General features: G+C 68.2%; 17 protein-coding genes. 13 read left to right on the top strand and 4 right to left on the bottom strand.

From position 1 onward, the window contains the following. Nucleotides 1-16 precede the first annotated feature (16 nt). The 12 genes from ACFWF1_RS22700 (at nt 17) to ACFWF1_RS22645 (ending at nt 12,641) form a co-directional block, all read left to right on the top strand. Complete coding sequence (locus ACFWF1_RS22700) at nt 17-313, top strand: hypothetical protein (protein ID WP_014351788.1); 297 nt, start codon at nt 17-19, stop codon at nt 311-313. Then, the gene (locus ACFWF1_RS22695) at nt 313-597 is read left to right on the top strand and encodes a hypothetical protein (RefSeq protein WP_379287399.1); all 285 of its coding nucleotides are present in this window, start codon (nt 313-315) and stop codon (nt 595-597) included. Before ACFWF1_RS22700 ends, ACFWF1_RS22695 begins: the two co-directional genes overlap by 1 nt. Next, a complete protein-coding gene (locus ACFWF1_RS22690) occupies nt 594-1,205 on the top strand; it encodes a hypothetical protein (RefSeq protein WP_379287400.1) in 612 nt (203 codons plus the stop codon). Before ACFWF1_RS22695 ends, ACFWF1_RS22690 begins: the two co-directional genes overlap by 4 nt. After that, nucleotides 1,202-2,017: a hypothetical protein gene (locus tag ACFWF1_RS22685; protein ID WP_379287401.1), complete on the top strand. Its 816-nt coding sequence runs from the start codon at nt 1,202-1,204 to the stop codon at nt 2,015-2,017. Before ACFWF1_RS22690 ends, ACFWF1_RS22685 begins: the two co-directional genes overlap by 4 nt. A 65-nt stretch (nt 2,018-2,082) precedes the next feature. After that, complete coding sequence (locus ACFWF1_RS22680; protein ID WP_379287403.1) at nt 2,083-3,555, top strand: hypothetical protein; 1,473 nt, start codon at nt 2,083-2,085, stop codon at nt 3,553-3,555. Between the two features lie 2 nt (nt 3,556-3,557). Beyond that, a complete protein-coding gene (locus ACFWF1_RS22675) occupies nt 3,558-5,048 on the top strand; it encodes an SCO6880 family protein (protein ID WP_357379408.1) in 1,491 nt (496 codons plus the stop codon). 7 nt (nt 5,049-5,055) lie between these two features. Further along, on the top strand, nt 5,056-7,371 hold the full coding sequence (locus tag ACFWF1_RS22670; protein WP_379287405.1) for a hypothetical protein: 2,316 nt from the start codon (nt 5,056-5,058) through the stop codon (nt 7,369-7,371). 55 nt (nt 7,372-7,426) lie between these two features. Further along, nucleotides 7,427-7,735 carry a transposase gene (locus ACFWF1_RS22665; protein ID WP_357379268.1) on the top strand — a complete coding sequence of 103 codons (309 nt, stop codon included), beginning with the start codon at nt 7,427-7,429 and terminating at the stop codon, nt 7,733-7,735. A 163-nt stretch (nt 7,736-7,898) separates the two neighbouring features. Continuing rightward, nucleotides 7,899-9,611: a peptidoglycan DD-metalloendopeptidase family protein gene (locus ACFWF1_RS22660; RefSeq protein ID WP_379287407.1), complete on the top strand. Its 1,713-nt coding sequence runs from the start codon at nt 7,899-7,901 to the stop codon at nt 9,609-9,611. A 173-nt stretch (nt 9,612-9,784) separates the two neighbouring features. Beyond that, a complete protein-coding gene (locus tag ACFWF1_RS22655; RefSeq protein WP_379287409.1) occupies nt 9,785-10,312 on the top strand; it encodes a hypothetical protein in 528 nt (175 codons plus the stop codon). Between the two features lie 39 nt (nt 10,313-10,351). Beyond that, the gene (locus ACFWF1_RS22650; protein ID WP_379287410.1) at nt 10,352-12,187 is read left to right on the top strand and encodes a type IV secretory system conjugative DNA transfer family protein; all 1,836 of its coding nucleotides are present in this window, start codon (nt 10,352-10,354) and stop codon (nt 12,185-12,187) included. A 67-nt stretch (nt 12,188-12,254) separates the two neighbouring features. After that, nucleotides 12,255-12,641 (top strand): DUF4913 domain-containing protein, encoded by a 387-nt coding sequence (locus ACFWF1_RS22645; RefSeq protein WP_379287412.1) that lies wholly within the window; start codon nt 12,255-12,257, stop codon nt 12,639-12,641. A gap of 102 nt (nt 12,642-12,743) precedes the next feature. Here the strand turns inward: ACFWF1_RS22645 and ACFWF1_RS22640 are convergent, their stop codons facing one another. The 3 genes from ACFWF1_RS22640 to ACFWF1_RS22630 all read right to left on the bottom strand — a co-directional run bounded on the left by ACFWF1_RS22640 (nt 12,744) and on the right by ACFWF1_RS22630 (nt 14,955). Then, nucleotides 12,744-13,304, bottom strand: a complete 561-nt coding sequence (locus tag ACFWF1_RS22640) for a hypothetical protein (protein ID WP_379287414.1) — start codon at nt 13,302-13,304, stop codon at nt 12,744-12,746. A 401-nt stretch (nt 13,305-13,705) separates the two neighbouring features. After that, on the bottom strand, nt 13,706-14,581 hold the full coding sequence (locus ACFWF1_RS22635; RefSeq protein ID WP_379287416.1) for a peptidylprolyl isomerase: 876 nt from the start codon (nt 14,579-14,581) through the stop codon (nt 13,706-13,708). Nucleotides 14,582-14,766: 185 nt separating this feature from the next. After that, nucleotides 14,767-14,955, bottom strand: a complete 189-nt coding sequence (locus ACFWF1_RS22630; RefSeq protein ID WP_379287418.1) for a hypothetical protein — start codon at nt 14,953-14,955, stop codon at nt 14,767-14,769. A 119-nt stretch (nt 14,956-15,074) separates the two neighbouring features. On the opposite strand from ACFWF1_RS22630, the gene ACFWF1_RS22625 reads away from it, so the two are divergent. Further along, the gene (locus ACFWF1_RS22625; RefSeq protein ID WP_379287419.1) at nt 15,075-15,437 is read left to right on the top strand and encodes a hypothetical protein; all 363 of its coding nucleotides are present in this window, start codon (nt 15,075-15,077) and stop codon (nt 15,435-15,437) included. A gap of 22 nt (nt 15,438-15,459) precedes the next feature. Here ACFWF1_RS22625 and ACFWF1_RS22620 read toward each other — a convergent pair whose 3' ends face one another. Beyond that, nucleotides 15,460-16,941: a phospholipase D-like domain-containing protein gene (locus ACFWF1_RS22620; RefSeq protein ID WP_379287421.1), complete on the bottom strand. Its 1,482-nt coding sequence runs from the start codon at nt 16,939-16,941 to the stop codon at nt 15,460-15,462. Nucleotides 16,942-17,240 lie beyond the last annotated feature (299 nt).

Below are 17,240 nucleotides of genomic sequence, written 5' to 3'. Positions count from 1 at the left end.
TCGAGAAAGGCACCCGATGAGCACGATTCTCCTCGCCGTGCAGGACACGTACGGCACCGTACTCGCGCAGGTCGGTAACCCGACGCCCGAGGCGCCGCCCGGCTCGGAGAAGATCCTGCAGCTGGTGCGCTACCTCACCTGGTTCGTGCTGCTGTCCGGCATCTGCGGAATCACCTACGCGGGCGGCAAGTTCGCGTGGGAGAAGTGGACCGGTGGTGGACTCGAGTCGCCGAAGATGGTGGCCGGGGCCATGATCGGCGGCGTCGTCGCGACCAGCGCCGGCACCATCATGAACGCCGTTATTGGAACCTGATGTCCGACATATCTACCGTGCGCGCGTCGGCAGCCGAGCTGCTGGCCTACAAACAGATGCCCGCCGAGGTACTGGAACCGCTGATGCAGCTGCTCAACTGGCTGCTGTGGTTCGTCCTGCTGGTGTGTCTGGCGTGGATGATCGTCTCCGCGGGCAAGCTGTGGATCGCCTTCCGCAGCGACCTCGCGATGAACGACGCCTCGCACGGGGTGCTGATGAGCCTGCTCGGGGCGATAGTGGCGAGCACAGCGTCGGGAATCGCGCTGGCCTTCCTGCCGACATGAGCGAGCGACGGGGGACAGCGGGGGCGTTCGGCGCGGTGTTGCTGATCGCGGCGGTCGGCTGCGGCGGTGGCGACGACCGCTCCGGACCCGACCTGTCGGCGGCACCGACCGGCCTGCGATGGCAGCCGTTCCAAGGCGTGCCGCTGCCGCACACCGACCAGGGGCCCACGTCCGAGGCCGACGGCGCCGCAACGGGTTTCGAGCATTCGCCGCGCGGGGCCGGCGTCGCCGCGATCACCCATGCGGTGCGCTTGGCGGTGGCCTCCGACAGCCAATGGGCGAAAGTGGCCGCGCGGGAAGTGGTTCCGGGCACCGCGAAGGACGAGTGGGCGGTGAATCGGATCCAGCTGTCCATCACCGGACCGGCCACCCCCGACTACGCGCCGCGCGTGCTCGGCTACAAGGTCACCGGATACACCGACCAGCGCAGCACCATCGACGTCCACACCGAGTACTCGGACAGCTCGAAGGCGGTGAACCACACCACCGTCGAATGGTTCGGCCAGGATTGGCGGTTACGGCTGCCCGATCCGGGCTCGACCGTGAGACCGATCGAATCGATAGACGTATTACCTGATGACACTGTGAAATTGGAGGCACCGAAGTGAGTCAGAAGGAGCCATCCGCGCGTGATCGCGTCTCCTTCGGTGCCATCGCGTCCGCAGCTGCGCTGGCGCTCATCGTGATCGTCGGAATCGTCGTCTACTTCACCCGCGACGACAGCAGCCCCGCGGCCGGCGGGCCCGCGCCCGTCAGCTCGGCAGGCGGCACCGGTTTCGCGGCCCCCGAGGTCGATATCCTCGGCAGGCGCGTCGACGTGCCGAACAACGCTGCCGGACAACCACTTCCGCAGGATCCGGCGCGGCAGCGCAAGGCTTCCGACGGCGACTGGCTGACCGCGGCGCCCGAGGGCACCACCGCGCCGCACGGCTGGCAGCGGGTCTACGGCGCCTCGGTGCCGTTCTCCACCTCGGACGGGCCCGTGCGCATCGAAGACGGTCTGGCCGTTGGCTATTCGCACACGCCGCAGGGCGCGGTGCTGGCCGCGGCGCAGATCACCTACCGGCTCAACGCCCGGCCCGCCGACCGCGACCTGTACGTGACGCAGGTGCGCGTCTCGGCCCAGCAGATCGCCGCGTACGACAAGGCGCTGTCGAGTAACAAGCTGCCCGAACAGCAGCCGGAGAAGGTCACCAAATACTTCGTCGCCTCGGACGCGTTCAAGGTCGACGATTACGCCGACGACCTGGCCATCGTGCGGCTCGCCTCGCGCGGCCAGGTGGTCGACGGCAAACAGTCGTGGGCGGCGATCCGCCTGGTCATGGTCTGGGATGCGGGCGACTGGCGGCTCAAGCCCTCGACGTCCAATACCGCACAAACCGAGTACATCGAATCGTTGGGCGGGTGGACGAAATGGTGAGCACGATCGGAAGGGCACGAGCAGAGGTTGAGGGCCGACCTGCGGAGCAGCGAGGGGTGCAGACAATGGTGAGGCGACTACTCACGATCTTCGCCGTCATCTTCACGGTGATGATGGCGACGCCGACCATCGCCTATGGACAGCAGTACGGCTTCGACGAGACGTGCAACGAGATCCACGACACGCTCGACAATGTCGGCCTGCCCGGCATCTCCCTCGGTGACGCAGCCTCGGCCGCGTGCAAGGCGGGCAACGCCGCCTCGCATCCGGGGCAGGCGGCCACCGCGATCAAGGACAAGGCGTGGGACTCGACCTTCGGCAAGGTGGTCGACTCGCTGATGAACGGCCTCGGCGAGGCCATCATCCTGGCGCTGACCTTCTGGATGAAGGTGCCCAACGAGGCGGCCAGCGACTCTGGTTCGCTGTTCACGAAGATCAACGAATACACCTATCAGGCCCAGATATTGCTCTTGATAGCCTCGGTGATCCTGTCCGGCGCGCGGCTGGCCGAGGCCAGACGCGGGGCCACGATGAACGAGGCCGCCGAATCGTTCCGGATGTTCGCCAGGGTGGTGTTCAGTTCCTGGATGCTCGGCGCGGTGATCGTCGCGGGCACCCAGGCCTCGGATCGCTTCTCCGAGTGGATCATCAACGACTCGACCAACGGCAACGCCAAGGACCTGGCCGAGCTGATGGTGAAAACCAGTAAGCTGCAGGCATTTTCGCCGGGTCTGGTGTTGATCATCGCGATCGTCGGGCTGCTCGGCGCGCTCGCGCAGATCGTGCTCGCCATCGTCCGGCAGGGGCTGCTGATCATCGCGGCCGGGGTGCTGCCGCTGGCGGCGGCCGCGTCCGGGATGAACGTCGGAAAACAGTCCTACCAGAAGCTGATCGGCTGGATCATCGCGTTCATGCTGTGGAAACCGGTGGCCGCGATCGTCTACATGATCGCGTTCACCACTGCGGGCCATGTGGATTCGCTGACCGCCACCAACGGCCTGCCGGATGGTGAACAGGCGCAACGCATGCTGGTCGCCATCGTGCTGCTGTGCAGCGTCGCGTTCGTACTGCCCGCGCTGATGCGGTTGGTCACGCCCGCGGTCGCCATCGTCGGCAGCGGCGGTTCCGGTCTCACCGCGACCGGCGGCACCCTGCTCGCCGTCGCGGGTCTGGGCGCCATGGGCACCAAGGCCGTTGGCGTCAAAGGCACTGCGGCGTCGGGCTCGCCGGGCTACGTCGGCGGCAGCGGCGCGGGTCCCCGCCCGCCGGGCGGCGCGGGCGGACGCGGCAGCGGCGCACCGCGCCCGACCCCGCCGCGCGGTGGCGGCGGACCGGCCGGTGGTGCGGCACCGCGCGCCTCCGGGCCCGGCGGCGCGGCGGGAGTACCGTCCGGTGCGGCACGGGCGGCGGGGCGGATCGGCGCGGCCCGCGCCGCGACGAGCAGCCTGAACCGTGCGGACCAGGCAATGGGTGATGTGGCCGGTGACCGTTGGGCGAACCGCTCGCCCGACCTCGGGAGGAGCACCATTCCGCGATGACGATGACGACGAACGATACCTACGAGCGTCGCTCGTACGGGCTGTGGCAAAAGCCCCGCAGCGCAGGCCTTTTCGGGCTGCGCTGGGAAGAGACCGTGATCGGCTTCGTGGTGGTGATCACGGCGTTGATCACCGCGATGGTCGGCGGTTTCAAATGGGGTCTGATCGTCGGAGTCACCGGCGTCGTGATCATGGTTCCACTGGTGTGGCGGACGGGCGGCCGATCGGGCTACGAGACGGGATTGATGATGTTCAACTGGATGCGCTCGCGCAAGAACGGCGAGCACGTGTACCGAGGTGGCCGGTTCTCCCGGATCCCGGGCGGCGTCACCCGGCTGCCGGGCCTGCTCGCGCCGTCGAAGCTCTACGAGGGCATCGACGCGGGCGGTTACAGCTTCGGCATGATCCATCTGCCGCAGTTCGCCCAGTACACGGTGGTGCTGCGGGCGTGGCCGCAAGGTCACGAGGCCGTGGATCAGCCGGTGATCGATCGCTGGGTGTCGGCGTGGGGCACCTTCCTCGCCTCGGTCGGCCAGACCAGTGACATCGTCGCGGTCGTGCCGGTGATCGACACCGTGCCGGAGACCGGAAACCGTTTGCTCACCGAGGTTTCCACGATCACCCGGCCGGAGGCGCCGGAGCTGGCACAGCAGGTGATGTACGAGCTCGCCACCGAGCTGCCGCAGGAGCGGGTGCAGCTGCTGCCGCGCGTGGCCATCACCTTCAAGGCCACCACCGCCGAGCGGCGCAAGAACCCCGCCGAGGAGGCGGTCGAGATCGGCCGCAGGCTGCCCGGCATCTGCGCCGCGCTCGCCGAGGCCGGCGTGCGCGCCCAGCCGATGTCGGCGGACGAGGTCATCTCGTTCATCCGGCGCAGCTACGACCCGGCCTCGCAGGCCGATCTGGAAGTCGCGTCGAGCGAACCCGACGGGCATGGCCTGGATTGGGCGGACGCGGGCCCGGTGTCGCACGACGAGAAGTGGGATCACTTCGTGCACGACGGTGGCCGCTCGGTCACCTGGGAGATGGACGCCGCCCCCGAGGGCGCGGTGGACGAGCGGGTGCTGCAACGGCTGCTCGCGCCCAATCCCGAAGTGCCGCGCAAGCGCATCGCCATCGTGTACCGGCCGCACTCGGCCGCCGACGCCGCCGAGATCGTCGACGACGATTTCAAGAACGCGCTGGTGGCCCAGCAAAGCGAACGCGGTGTGGTGTCCGCGGCGGCGACGCTGCGGGTGGGCGCCACCCAGCAGGCTCGTGAGGAGCAAGCCCGGGGTCACGGTGTGACCCGCTTCGGGGCGCTGGTGACCATCACCGAGCCCCTGCGCGGCGACCTGCCGCGGATCGAAGCCATCACGCGCGACCTGTCCACGCAGGCGCGGTTGAAGATTCGGCGGTGTTACCGCTACCAGGCGGCGGCCTTCGCGGCCTCGCTCGGTTGCGGGGTGATCCTGCCGGAGCACGCGACAATTCCTAAGGCACTGGCGGGGTGAGTGATTCATGGCACGTGACAACGAGCCACCCGTACGGGACCGCGACGAGCCGGCGGCTCGGCGCGGTAGGCGGCGCGACGAGGACGAGTGGGGCGAGCGCCCGGCGGCCGAGCGCGGTCGCGGCGTGCGGGAACGATCCGGCATCGAGGAGATGCCGGACCGCGCACGGCGATTCGGCAGGGGTGCGGCGCGGGTGAGCGGCGACGACCGGTCGGGAATCGACGAGAAGTCCGCGCGGGAAGCGGCCGAGCGGCGGGCGCGGTTCGAGAGTTCCCGCGCCGACGGGTCGCGTCCCGAACGGTCGCGTGCCGAAAACGGCCGGGGCGAGCGTAGTTCGGATCGGGCGCGCGGGGACGCGGCGCGGACCGCGCGGGCGCGCGACGGCGCGAACGACCGTCCGGCGCGCGGTGAGCGCCCGTCCCGAGCGCAGCAGCCGGATCCGCGGGCCGGGCGCGCGGCCCGCAACGGCAAGGCCGAGCGCGGCGTGCAGGACCGCAACGGGTCGCGGGCCGCACGTAACCCGCAGCGCCCCACCAAGACCGACTACACCGCCGACCGGGCCATGGGCACGCCGGTGATGGACAAGGCGGCGCTGCGCGCGAAGGCCAAGGCCGACCGGCGCAAGACCTCCGGCCCGCCGCTGCTCGACGAGCCGACCAGGGCCAAGCTGGAGATGATCGTCCGCGAGCAGACCGGCCTGCGGGCGGCGTTCGCGCAGTTCCGGATTCGCACCGACGACATCCGCCGCCGCAACTACGCCGCGCGCGCCGAACAGGTCTTCGAGGACGGATTCGACCGCAGCACCGCCCAACTCACCGATCGCGGCTACGCGGGGGAGGGCGGCGGCCGGATGAACGTGGTCGGCCGTCCGGTCGAATACCGTGCCACCACAGCGCAGGTCGCGGGTCTGTGGCCGTGGTCGGTCGGGGCCGGCGCGCCGCTGATCGGCACCCCGCTCGGCTCGCATCTGCACACCGGCGCGCCGGTCTGCTTCGACCCGATGAACTGGTTCATGCGCGGCAGCTTCATCACCGCGCCGAGCCTTTTCGTGCTCGGCCTCAACGGTTTCGGTAAATCGTCGCTGGTGCGCCGGATCGTGCTCGGCGGCATCGCCCAGGGCATCACGCCGCTCATCCTGGCCGACGTCAAGCCGGACTATCGCCGGATGGTGGAGCTGGTCGGCGGACAGGTGATCGATCTCGGTTACGGCCACGGCAAGCTCAATCCGCTCGCCGCCGGCGTGCTCGGCGCCGTGGTGCCGATGCTGGATGACCATCCGGCCCTGCAGCTTCAGGTGCTGCAGGATCTGCGGGCGCGCCAGGTGACGCTGATCGCGGGTCTGGTCGAGCTGGTCCGTGGTGCGCGAGTGCGTGATTACGAAGAGACGCTCATCGCGACCGCCTTGCGCATCCTCTACCAACCGGGCAGCGGCTACACCCCGGACCAGCCGCCGATCATGGAGAACCTGCTCGACGTGATCGTCGCGGGCGGTGAGGAATTGATGCTCGACGCCGGCGCCGACGATGTCGACGAGTACAACAACGCGATCAAGAACCTGCGTCGCTCGCTGCGCGCGCTCACCCAGGGCCCGTTCGGCGCGATCTTCAACGGGCAGACCTCGGTGCCGATCGACACCGGCGCGGTCGCGGTCTGCATCGACGTCTCGCACATCCCGACCGGCGACAAGAAGCTCAAAGCCGCTGTGATGCTTGCCTGTTGGGCGGACGGGTTCGCCTCGGTCGAGGCCGCGCACGTGCTCTCCGACGCGGACCTCGGCCCGCAGCGCTACTTCCAGGTGGTGATGGACGAGCTGTGGCAGGTGCTCGGCCTCGGCGACTTCATGATCGACCGCGTCGACGAGCTCACCCGCCTGCAGCGCGGCATCGCCACCTCGCTGATCATGATCAGCCACACCATCAAGGACCTGCAGGCGCTCGGCTCCGAGGCCGCCATCGCGAAGGCGCTCGGCTTCCTGGAACGCGCGCGCGCCAAGATCTTCGGCGCGTTGCCCGGCGAGGAGGTCAAGCGGCTCGACAGCATCGTGCCGTTCACCTCCGCCGAGGAGCAGATGGTAACCGGCTGGTCCGCCCCGCAGGCGCTGACCGGTGAGGCGCTCAAGCCGGGCCAGCAGCGACCGTCGCCGCCGGGCACCGGCAAGTTCCTGCTGAAGATCGGTGAGGATCGGCGGCCAGGGATTCCGTTCCACATGGAGTTCACGCTCTCGGAGAAGGAGAGCGGCATTCACGACACCAACCAGCGGTTCAGCGAATTCACCGAATCGACTGGCCGAGGGACGGATTCGCCGAGCGGGAGCGCCGCATGAGAAATCAGCCGAGACGCCGGTTATCGATGTGCCGCCGTGCGGGGAGGTGCGTCGGATGATGCCGCACCGCTCCTACCGCCGGGTGTCGCCCGAGGTGCGCCAGGCCGCCGTGCAGCAGGTCGTCGCGCTCACCGCTCAGATGAGCAGTGAGTCGGAGGCCTGCCGGGTGGTCGCCGAACAGATCGGCGTGCACACCAACTCGGTGCGCAACTGGGTACGCGCGGCCGAGGGGCCGAGCCTGGAGCGGATGGACGCGTCCGCGCTGCGCCGCAAAGTAGCACTGCTGCAACAACAATTGGCCGCCGCCGCCGAAATGAACCGCACCCTCGCCGACACCCTCAACGAATCCCGGCGCGCCCAGTGACCCCCAACCCGACCCAAGGTGCCCTTCACCCTGTCTACCGGACCGAGGGTGCCCTTCGGTCGCCTCGGCCTGTCCGGATGGCGGGCGCCCTGGGTCGGTCTGACCGACTGAAGGGCGCCTTGGGTCGGGTGTGGGGTGGGGGGCCGGGGGCGGCGGGGGTGCGGTGACCGGGAAGGCGCTGTTGTGGGGGGCGCTGGGGGCGGTGCTTGCGTTGATGACGCTGGTGGTGGTGATTGTGTTGCCGTCGGTGGATGATCCGTGTGAGGGGTCGGCGCTGTTCGGCACCACCTCGAACTTGCCGCCGCTGGGCGGTTATCCGCCGGGCGCGAATCCGTCAGGGGCACCGGCGAGTCCGACCGGAGCCGCGTATCCATTCGGCACAACGGCGAGTCCAGCCGCCGCGGCACCTGCAGGGCCGCAGGCGAATCCGACCAGTGCCGGTGCGCCATCGCTGGCCGGGGGTGCCGGACCGATCCGGCGCACCATGCCGCTGGCCAAGGGCACCTTTACGGTGTCGGACGTGTTCGGTGCGCGCGGCGGCACCCACCTCGGTGTTGACCTGGCCGCCGCCGACGGCACCACCATCTACTCGGTGTCCGACGGCCGCGTGGTGGCCGCCGGTCCCGCATCGGGTTTCGGCAACTGGGTCGTCGTCGACTCGGTGGACACCAACGGCCGCGCCTACTCCGCCGTCTACGGCCACATGTGGGACACCGGGGTGCACGTGCGCGTCGGCGACACCGTGACTGCGGGTCAGCCCATCGCCCAGGTCGGCTCCGCGGGCGAATCCAGCGGCCCGCACCTGCATTTCGAGATCGTCCCCGGCGGCCGGTTCACCGGCGGACGCCAGATCGACCCGCTGCCTTGGCTGGACGGCGCGCCCACGCCGGATGTCGGTGGCGCACAGGCCTATTCCAACGATCCGCGGTGCAGCCGCGGCTTCGGTAGCGCGGGCGGCGCGCTGGCCGCCGGCAAGGTGCCGCCGGAACTCGAAATCTGGTATCGCCGTGCGGGTTCCCTTTGCCCGCAGATCACTCCCTCGCTGCTCGCCGCGCAGGGCAAGCAGGAATCCGGCTTCCGCCGCGGCGCCACCTCGCCCGCGGGCGCGCAGGGACTGGCGCAGTTCCTGCCGAGCACTGCGGTTAGCGTCGACCCGGATGACGGTCAGCCCTATGTGATCGACGCCGACGGCAACGGCACCGCGAGCCTCTGGGACGACGGCGACGCGATCATCGGGCAGGGCCGCTACATGTGCGCGATCGCGCACAAGATCGTGCAGTGGGAAGCCGACGGCAAGGTGCGCGGCGACGTCACCGCGTTGACCCTGGCCGCGTACAACGCCGGTGAGGGCGCGGTGCTCGCGTCCGGCGGCATGCCGAATCAGGTGGCGGCGCACCTGTCCGAGACCCAGCCCTACGTGGCGAACATCCTCGCGATGGAGGCGCAGTTCCGCGCGCCCGGCGCGCTCGGCCGCTTCGATCCGAAGGAGGGCGGCGGCGGCAACCAGATCGTCGAGGCCGCGCACGACTGGCTCGGACAGCCCTACGTGTGGGGCGGCGGCGGGCCGGAGGGTCCCAGTGGCGGCGGTATGGACGGGCCCGGCCTGACCTCGGCCGCGGTGTTCGCGGCCTCGTCCGGCTCGGTGACGTTGCCGCGCACCGCCGAACAGCAGTGGGAGGCCGGTGCCGAGGTGCCGATGGGCAAGATTCAGGCGGGGGATCTGGTGTTCAGCGCGTTCGGGCCGCGCGGTCCCGCGCAGGTCGGCATCTACTCCGGCAACGGGCGGATGATTCAGGCCGTGCCCGGCATTCGTGGTGGCGGTGGGGTCGGTGAGGTGCAAGTGCCGGGAGACAGCCGGGCGAGGAGGGTGTTGTGAGCTCCCGATCCGAACACGCGACGCCGGGACTGCCGAACTGTCGGTCAATGCGGCTAGCCTGGAATGACGGCGGCGCGAACGACGGGCCCGGAGGCGGTAGCTTGCGTGACCACGCAGGGCCCCGAGAGCGCCGCCCATCGAATACAGCACAGGTACGCGCGAAACTGGTGGTGATGCTGGTGGTGAGCGTCGCGATGCTGGGTGCGGCCTGTAGTAGCGGAGATCGCGAAGACGCGGGATCCGGTGGGGCGCACCCGGCCACGTCAACGACCCGGCTGCTCGAGGGTGTGCCCGCACCCGACCCGGTCACGCCCGACGGTGTCGCGGTGGCCGCGTTGAAGGAGATCTACACCTGGCAGCCGGCTACCGAAACCCAGGGTGCGTCGCTGGCGCGCGCTCGGAAGTGGTTGGGCCCCAGCTTGATTCGCGTGCTGGACGGCACACCGACCGGGCTGGAGACACCCAAGACGACGCTGCAGTGGGCGGATTGGGCCACCGCGAAGGCGACCGTCGAGGCGTTCACCTTCGCCTCCGGCGAGAAGGCGCCGAGCGGTGGTGATCCGAACCTGCAGCAGTTCAAGATCGGGATCGAGCAGACCGTCGTCTACCCGAACGGCCGCAAGGAACCGTTGCCGCCCGCGACGGTCATCGCCACCGTGGTGCGCACACCGGACGGCTGGCGGCTCGACGCGTTCCGCTGAACACCAAGACATTTCCCGTACCGAAATTAGGAGGCAGCCATGGCGAAGAAGGTGGTGAAGGATCCGGCCGCGGTCGGGCCGGACACGACCATGATCATGCTGTACGCCGGCATCGCCGTGGTGGCCACGCTCTGGATCGCGCTGCACCTCGGCAACATGCTCGCGGTGACCCCGCAGTCCATCCCGATCAACCCGATCGCCATCGTCGCGGATCTGGTCAGGGGCAAACTGCATTGGCCGCGCGCGTCCACGGTGATCGTGCTGCTCGTGGTCGTGGCGCTGGTGGCATGGGTGGTCGTCCGCAAGCGGCTGGCCAAGCGCAGGACCATCGGCGTGCTCCCGGTGGACGAGAAGGCCGACGTGATGGGTCAGGGCAGCGCGATCGCCCACCTCACCGCGAAGGGTGTGCGGGAGAAGGCGAAGCAGCTCGGGGTGCGGCTCGGTAGCGAGGATGTGCCCGGCGTGCCGATCGGCATCGGGATCGCCGACAACGAGATGCTGTACGGCTCCTACGAGGACCTGCACCTCGACATCTGGGGCCCGCGCCAGGGCAAGTCGACCTCGCGGGTGATCCCGGCGATCCTCACCGCGATCGGCCCGGTGCTGGCCACCTCGAACAAGCGCGATGTGGTGGACGCGACGCGAGATGTGCGGGAAGCCAAGGGGAGTCCCACGTTCGTCTTCGACCCGCAGGGCGTCGCGGGCGAGGAGCCGAGCTGGTTCTGGGATCCGCTGGCCTGGGTGGACGCGCGCCGCGAGGGTTGCGAGATGCGCGCGGCGCGGCTGGCCGGGCACTTCGCCGACGGCGACGACGGCTCGGACGCGAAGACCGACGCGTTCTTCGACCCGGAAGCCGAGGATCTGCTGGCCGGTCTGTTCCTGGCCGCGGCGGTCGGCGATCGCAACGGCAGCAGGCCGATCGTGCAGGTGTGGGAATGGGTGACCAACCCGCAGGATACCGAGCCCATCGAGATGCTGCGCTTGGCCCGCCATCACTACACGGCCTCCGGTCTGGCGTCCCAGTACAACGCCGACGAACGCACGCGCAGTGGCATTTTCGGAACCGCCAAGAAGATGATCCGCTGCCTCAAGCTGTCGAATGTACATCCGTGGATCACCCGCGGCGGTGATCGCCGGGAGTTCGACGAGTTGGAGTTCATCGAGCGCAACGGCACCCTGTACAGCTTGTCGCTGGAAGGCCGCGGCTCGGCGGCGCCGCTGGTGAGCGCCCTCACCGAGGCCGTGATCGACGTCGCCACGCGCAAGGCTTCGCAGTCTCTTGGCGGCAGGCTACCCATCCCGCTGCTCGCTGTGCTCGACGAGGCCGCGAACGTGGTGCGCTGGAAGGATCTGCCCAAGCAGTACAGCCACTTCGGCTCGCGCGGCATCGTCGTGATGACCGTGCTGCAGTCGTGGGCGCAGGGCGTGCGCTGCTGGGGCGAGCCCGGCATGAACGCGCTGTGGGCTGCCGCGAACATCAAGGTGCTCGGCAGTGGGGTCGACGACACCAACTTCCTGCGCGAGCGGTCCGAGGCGATCGGCGACTACGAGGTGGTCTCCGCCTCGGTGTCGGAATCCTCAGGCGGCAAGAGCTATTCGCGTTCGCTCGGCTCATCGAAGACGTTCAGTGTGCAGGCGCTGGCCCAGTTGCCGCGCGGTCGCGTGATCGTCTTCCCGTCCGGCGCGCCGCCGGTGTTGGTTCGCACCGTGCCCTGGTGGGAGGGCGAGTACGCTGCCGAGGTGACGAAGTCCATCTCGCACCATGATCCGCAGCGCAAGACGGAGATCGGTGACCTGATGCCGGGCACGCCTTCGCTGAGCAAGGGCACCACGCCGCCGGAGTACGGGAAGATCGAGGAGGTCAGGCCACTGTGAATGGGCACAGCGAGCGAGCCTGGGGCACAGCGTTATTGGTCGTGACGGGGCGTACCGAGGCTCGGTCATGACCGAGCCGCAGCAGCAACCGATGATCTACGCGAACGTGGTGGAGTTCGTCGAGAACTATCTGAGTCTGGTTTATCGTCGTCAGGTCACCGATCTCAGCGACACAGTATGGTGCCCGGAGTGGTTTCAGCATGCCGAAGCGGTCGCCCGTTTGGACGCGATGTGGCGGGCTTGGGAGCACTTCCGGCTCAACCCGTCAACGGGACTGAGTGTTTGGTTCCTCGACCATGCGGACCCGCACATGGCCAAGCTGTTCGATCCCAAGGGGCCCTTCAAGTATTGCAGTGTGCGCAACGGTCACAAGGATATGCTCAGCCCCTTGCCGTTGAAGTCGCCACAACACGGGATGTTCGGTGATCCGACGATGGGCGAATTCCACCACTGAGCGAGGACCGAATGTGCTTACGGGACACCTGGTCTCGCAAGCGCATGGTCAATGCCTCGGTCACGCTCAGCATTCCACCGCCGGCAATGGTGGGTGCGGAAGCTAGCGGGTACGTTCCAGGCCGCGGGCCCTGGCGTCCTGCTCCCTTGCCCTGGTGACCGCAGGCTCCTCCTCGGCACGGGTACGCACCGCCTCGATCGGCGGCTGTCCCTGGCCTACTTCGATCAACATCCGTACCGCGGCGAGTTCCGGCGCGACACCCATTTTCGCCAGATGCGCGGCGATCGCCATGCGACGTTCGGGGGAGTCGTACTGCAGCACCTGCGGCTTGGCGTGTGCCGCGGCGGCGATGCCTGCCATCCGGGTCGCCTCGGCCTGGGCCGTGAAACGGTCCTTCTCCAGTGACACACCGCGTTCCGGGATCGGCCTCTCGATCATCCGGGCCAGCTCGGTGTTGCGCGGGTCCTTGGCCTTCGCGTCGCGGGCCTCGCGGATCTGCATCTCGCGGGCCTCTTTCATGCGGGCCTCGGTGACCTTGACGCGCGCTTCAGCTTCTTTTTGACCACGCTCGCGGGTCCGCAGCGCGACCAGGGTCGCAAGCTGCAACATAGTCCTCATCATGGCCGCTGTCTCGCGGCCGATGTCGTCCAGTTCCTCGGACATGGCTGCTCCCCGATGCTGCAGTGATCACTATGGATGTTGTGGTGCTTCGTCTGGACACCGCCAGGGGACTGTAGTCCGTCCGACGATGCCCCGGCTGCAAACGTGGACACCGGGAGAACTCGTGTCGCCGCATTCCCTTTGCTCGGGGGTCGCCCGTTAGAGGGGTTGCCACGCTACGCGAACTCCGTGTTTCGAGGTTACCCGAGAAAGCACTGTCGCAACCGTACGGCCGTGCCGCTTATCAGCATATATCGCACAATTCCGACAGTCTTGGTAACTCGCCGGACGAAATCCGGTCTGAGCCAACCCTTACCGGAGGATTAGGGTGCCCTTCATCTGCGCGACACGTGTCGGGCCCCGCACCGACGAATCAGCGCGGGGCCCGAACGGTTTTCGCGGTCTCAGTCGATGCGGACCGACTGGATGTCGACCGGCTGGCTCGGCTTGCCGTCGCCGGGGCCGTTGGAGTTGTCCTGGCCCGCCTTCGCGATCTTGTCCAGGGTGCCCATGCTGTTGTCGTCGACCGTGCCGAAGATGGTGTAGTTCGGCGGCAACTGGGAATCGCCGTAGACGATGAAGAACTGGCTGCCATTGGTGCCGGGACCCGCGTTCGCCATGGCGAGCGTGCCGCGCTTGTACTCGATCGGCTTCTGCGCGGCTGTCGGATCGTTGGCGTCGAGCTGATCGGTCGGGTACTCGTTGTCGAACTCGTAGCCCGGCCCGCCCATGCCGCTCGCGGTCGGGTCACCGCACTGCAGCACCTTCAGGCCGTCGCTCGCGGTCATCCGGTGGCAGCTGGTGCCGTCGAAGAACTTCTGCGACGCCAGGCTGACGAAACTGTTCACCGTGCATGGTGATTCGGCGTTGGCCAAGGTCAGGCCGATGGGACCCTGATTGGTCTCCATGCTGACGCTGACCTTCGCGTCGTTGCCGGTGGTCGGGATGCCGTCGGCCTTCACCGGCTTGGTGGCCGGCTTGTCGGCGGGCTTCTGGCTGTCCTTGTAGACGCAGTTGACCATCGCGGGCTTGGCCGCCGCCGGAGGCGGTGCCGCCGCGGATGGTGCGCTGCTCGACTGGGTCGCGTCCTTGGCGTCGGAGCTGTCGTCGCCCTTGGTCAGGAAATACACGCCGGATATCGCCGCGACCAAAACGACAACACCGAGCACCGACCCGGCGATCGTGAGTTGCTTGCGCCTGCGTGCGCGCTCGGCCCGGTTGGCGAGCTGGCGCTCCAACTTGCGTTTCGCCGCTGCTCGCCGCTGTTCGTTGCTCGGCACTACCACGTTCCTCCCGTGTCCGGTTGTTACGGCAGGAGAGTCTGCCATCTAACACTTAGAGTGGGGTAAACATGCCACAACGACGTGTTCATAGGGCCCGAGGTTACAGCTACTGGATGGCTCTGTGGCGTGAGCGGATGCCGGGCGGTTCGGCCGAGGGGCGCGGATAGCCGGTCGGAGCCCTGTCACCAGTCGAGCGCGCAGCCCAGCGGTACCGTGTCCGGGATGCCGAGCGCGTGAGTGTTGGCGGCGGCGGTGCGGCCGCGCAGCGACGCGATGTCGGTGCGCCAGATCCGGCCCGGCGTGGCCGGTTCGCAGCGCACGGCGTCCACGATGACGGCCCCGGGCATACCGTCAGTGACCCATATCGGCACCTTTGTGCTCCTGCAGGAAGACAACGGAACTTCGAAGGTCTGTACCGCGTTTCTGCTCAGCGCCACGGGCGTAGCCTCAGCCGCGACTACGGATCTAGCAAACGAAAGGAGTGGGGGCAATGTCCGAGCGCAATCTCGTCACGAAGTACCGCTGGTGGTCGGTGCTCGCACTCGTCGCGGTAGCCGCCCTCACTTTCCCGCTCTATGGTGACTCGGTTGCCGACTTCGGGCAGGCGCTGGCCGATTCGGGCCGAGCCGACGGCGGGTTCCTCGGGGTGCTCGAGATTGCCGCCGCCTACGCCATTCTCCCCTTGGTCCTCGCCCTGGGGGCGATCGCCGGTTTGCTCACCGGCCTAGGCAAGCTGATCCTGGTGTTCGTCGCGGCCGGGCTCCTCGGCGCGGTGTTCATGCTGTTGCGGCGCCGCTGGTCACGCCGGGGCGCCGCAAGTCAGCCGCCCCGGCGCGACCCGCACAGCGGCTAGCCGGTAACCGGTGGTGCAAACATCAACGCGCTACCCCGGCAGCCTTCAGTCTGCGGATGCCGCGACTCAGTAAGGCGTTGTCCCATAGGCTCGGTGGGGTGCGTTCGGGGTCCAGCAGTTCGTTCTCCGCCAGCGGACTGTCCTCGTTCTCGACGGTGTCCGGCTCGAACCGCACCAACGTCCGGCCTTGGCCGCGCAAGGCCTCGACGGTGCGCAACAAGGACGAGGTCTCGGCGAGGGTGGTGTCGAACTCGGCGGGTTCGGCACCGAGGTGTTCGCAGATCAGCTGGCGCCGGATATCGAGAATGGTTGCCCGCAGCTGCTCGCCGTTCGCGGTGGTGGGGGTGACCTCAACGGCCAGATCGCATTCGGTGTCGAAGCCCATCGAACGGTTGTTGAGGTTCGACGAGCCGACGCGCAGCAGCCGATCGTCCATCACCAGGACCTTGGCGTGGACGTAGATGGGCGCACCGGCGGCGGTGACGGGATAGTAGACGGCGAACCGGTTTTCGGTGTCGGCCTGCCAAAGCAGGTGCAGTAACCGACGGCGAGCCCCGTCCATCGCCTGCTGTTCGAGCCAGCCGTCGGCGTGCCGCGGCAGCACCAGCACGATCTCCGGGCCGTCCGGTTCGCACAGTCGCGCGGCGATCGCCTCGGCGAGGGTGCGTGAGGCCAGGTACTGGCTTTCGATGTACAACGACCGCTTCGCGCCCGCGATCGCCGCCAGATACAGCGCCTCGATCTCCCGGACTTCGGCGCGATCGGCGAGTTCGGGGAAGGTCCGTGCGATACCGACGTCCACGGACCGCATCGTCGGCACCAGCCCTTCCGGCCACGGCGCGTCCCCGGCGATGTCGTCGATCGGGGCCAATTGCTGTCCCGTCGCCGCCTGCCACCGGGCCCTGGCCAGTTCGCCGATCGCCTTGGCCGCATCGCCGTCGACGGCGGTGGTCGCGTCGTGCCACGGTCCGTACCGGTTGCCGTTCGGCTCGGTGCGGTAGTGGTTGTCGTCGCGGTGGTCACCGGTGTCCCAACGGTCGACGGTCATATCTATGCCACCGCAGAACGCCAGCGCGTCGTCGATTACCACAATCTTCTGATGGTGCGCCGAACCTAACGGGTGCGCGCCGTCCATTTCGAAGTGCAACCGTCGATCGGTCATCCAATTGACGACGAAGATCGGAGTCATCCCGCGGCTGATCGCCGCGAACGCGCCGACATTCCATTTCAACAGATAGATGTCGAGATCCGGCCGCTGTTTCGGCAGCCAGGACAGGAATTTACCCAGCCGGTTGGGCCCGTCGAGGGTCTTGTCCTGCGGTTCGAACTTGATCCGGGTATCGAAGTCCCAGCCGATCAGCACAATGCGCTTGCGGGCCTGCAACATCGCGGACTTCGCATAGCGGAAGTAGTCCGCCGCGTCGACGATGCACGCCAGCCGGTCGGCACCGGCGATTTGCCAGCAGGTCTCGCCGGGGGTGAGGATTTGTTGCTCGTCGCTCATGTGTCTTTCAGTTCCCTCGTCCGGCCTGACACCTGTCCCCGCAGGTGAACGCATCCACAGTACTGAAGGTGGTGTGGCGGCTCGCGGAGCGCGACCGGTCCGACAGGTTTGCGGCACTGGCGGACCCACTCGAACATCGTGTCGCACCTGCGCCGAGCCGGGTCTGCGTCCCGCCGCGCTGCGAATCGTCGACAAAGCTGGATCTCACCTCCGACGTCGCAAGTGACCGATCGGCAGCGTGCGTACGCAACGGACAACGACGGGCCGAGGGCATAACCGGTTGGACTTGACGGGGCGTG

This window comes from Nocardia sp. NPDC060255, from assembly GCF_042727395.1.
Taxonomy (GTDB): domain Bacteria; phylum Actinomycetota; class Actinomycetes; order Mycobacteriales; family Mycobacteriaceae; genus Nocardia.
Note: the sequence above shows the minus strand (reverse complement) of the source record. Positions and strands in the feature narration are given on the sequence as shown.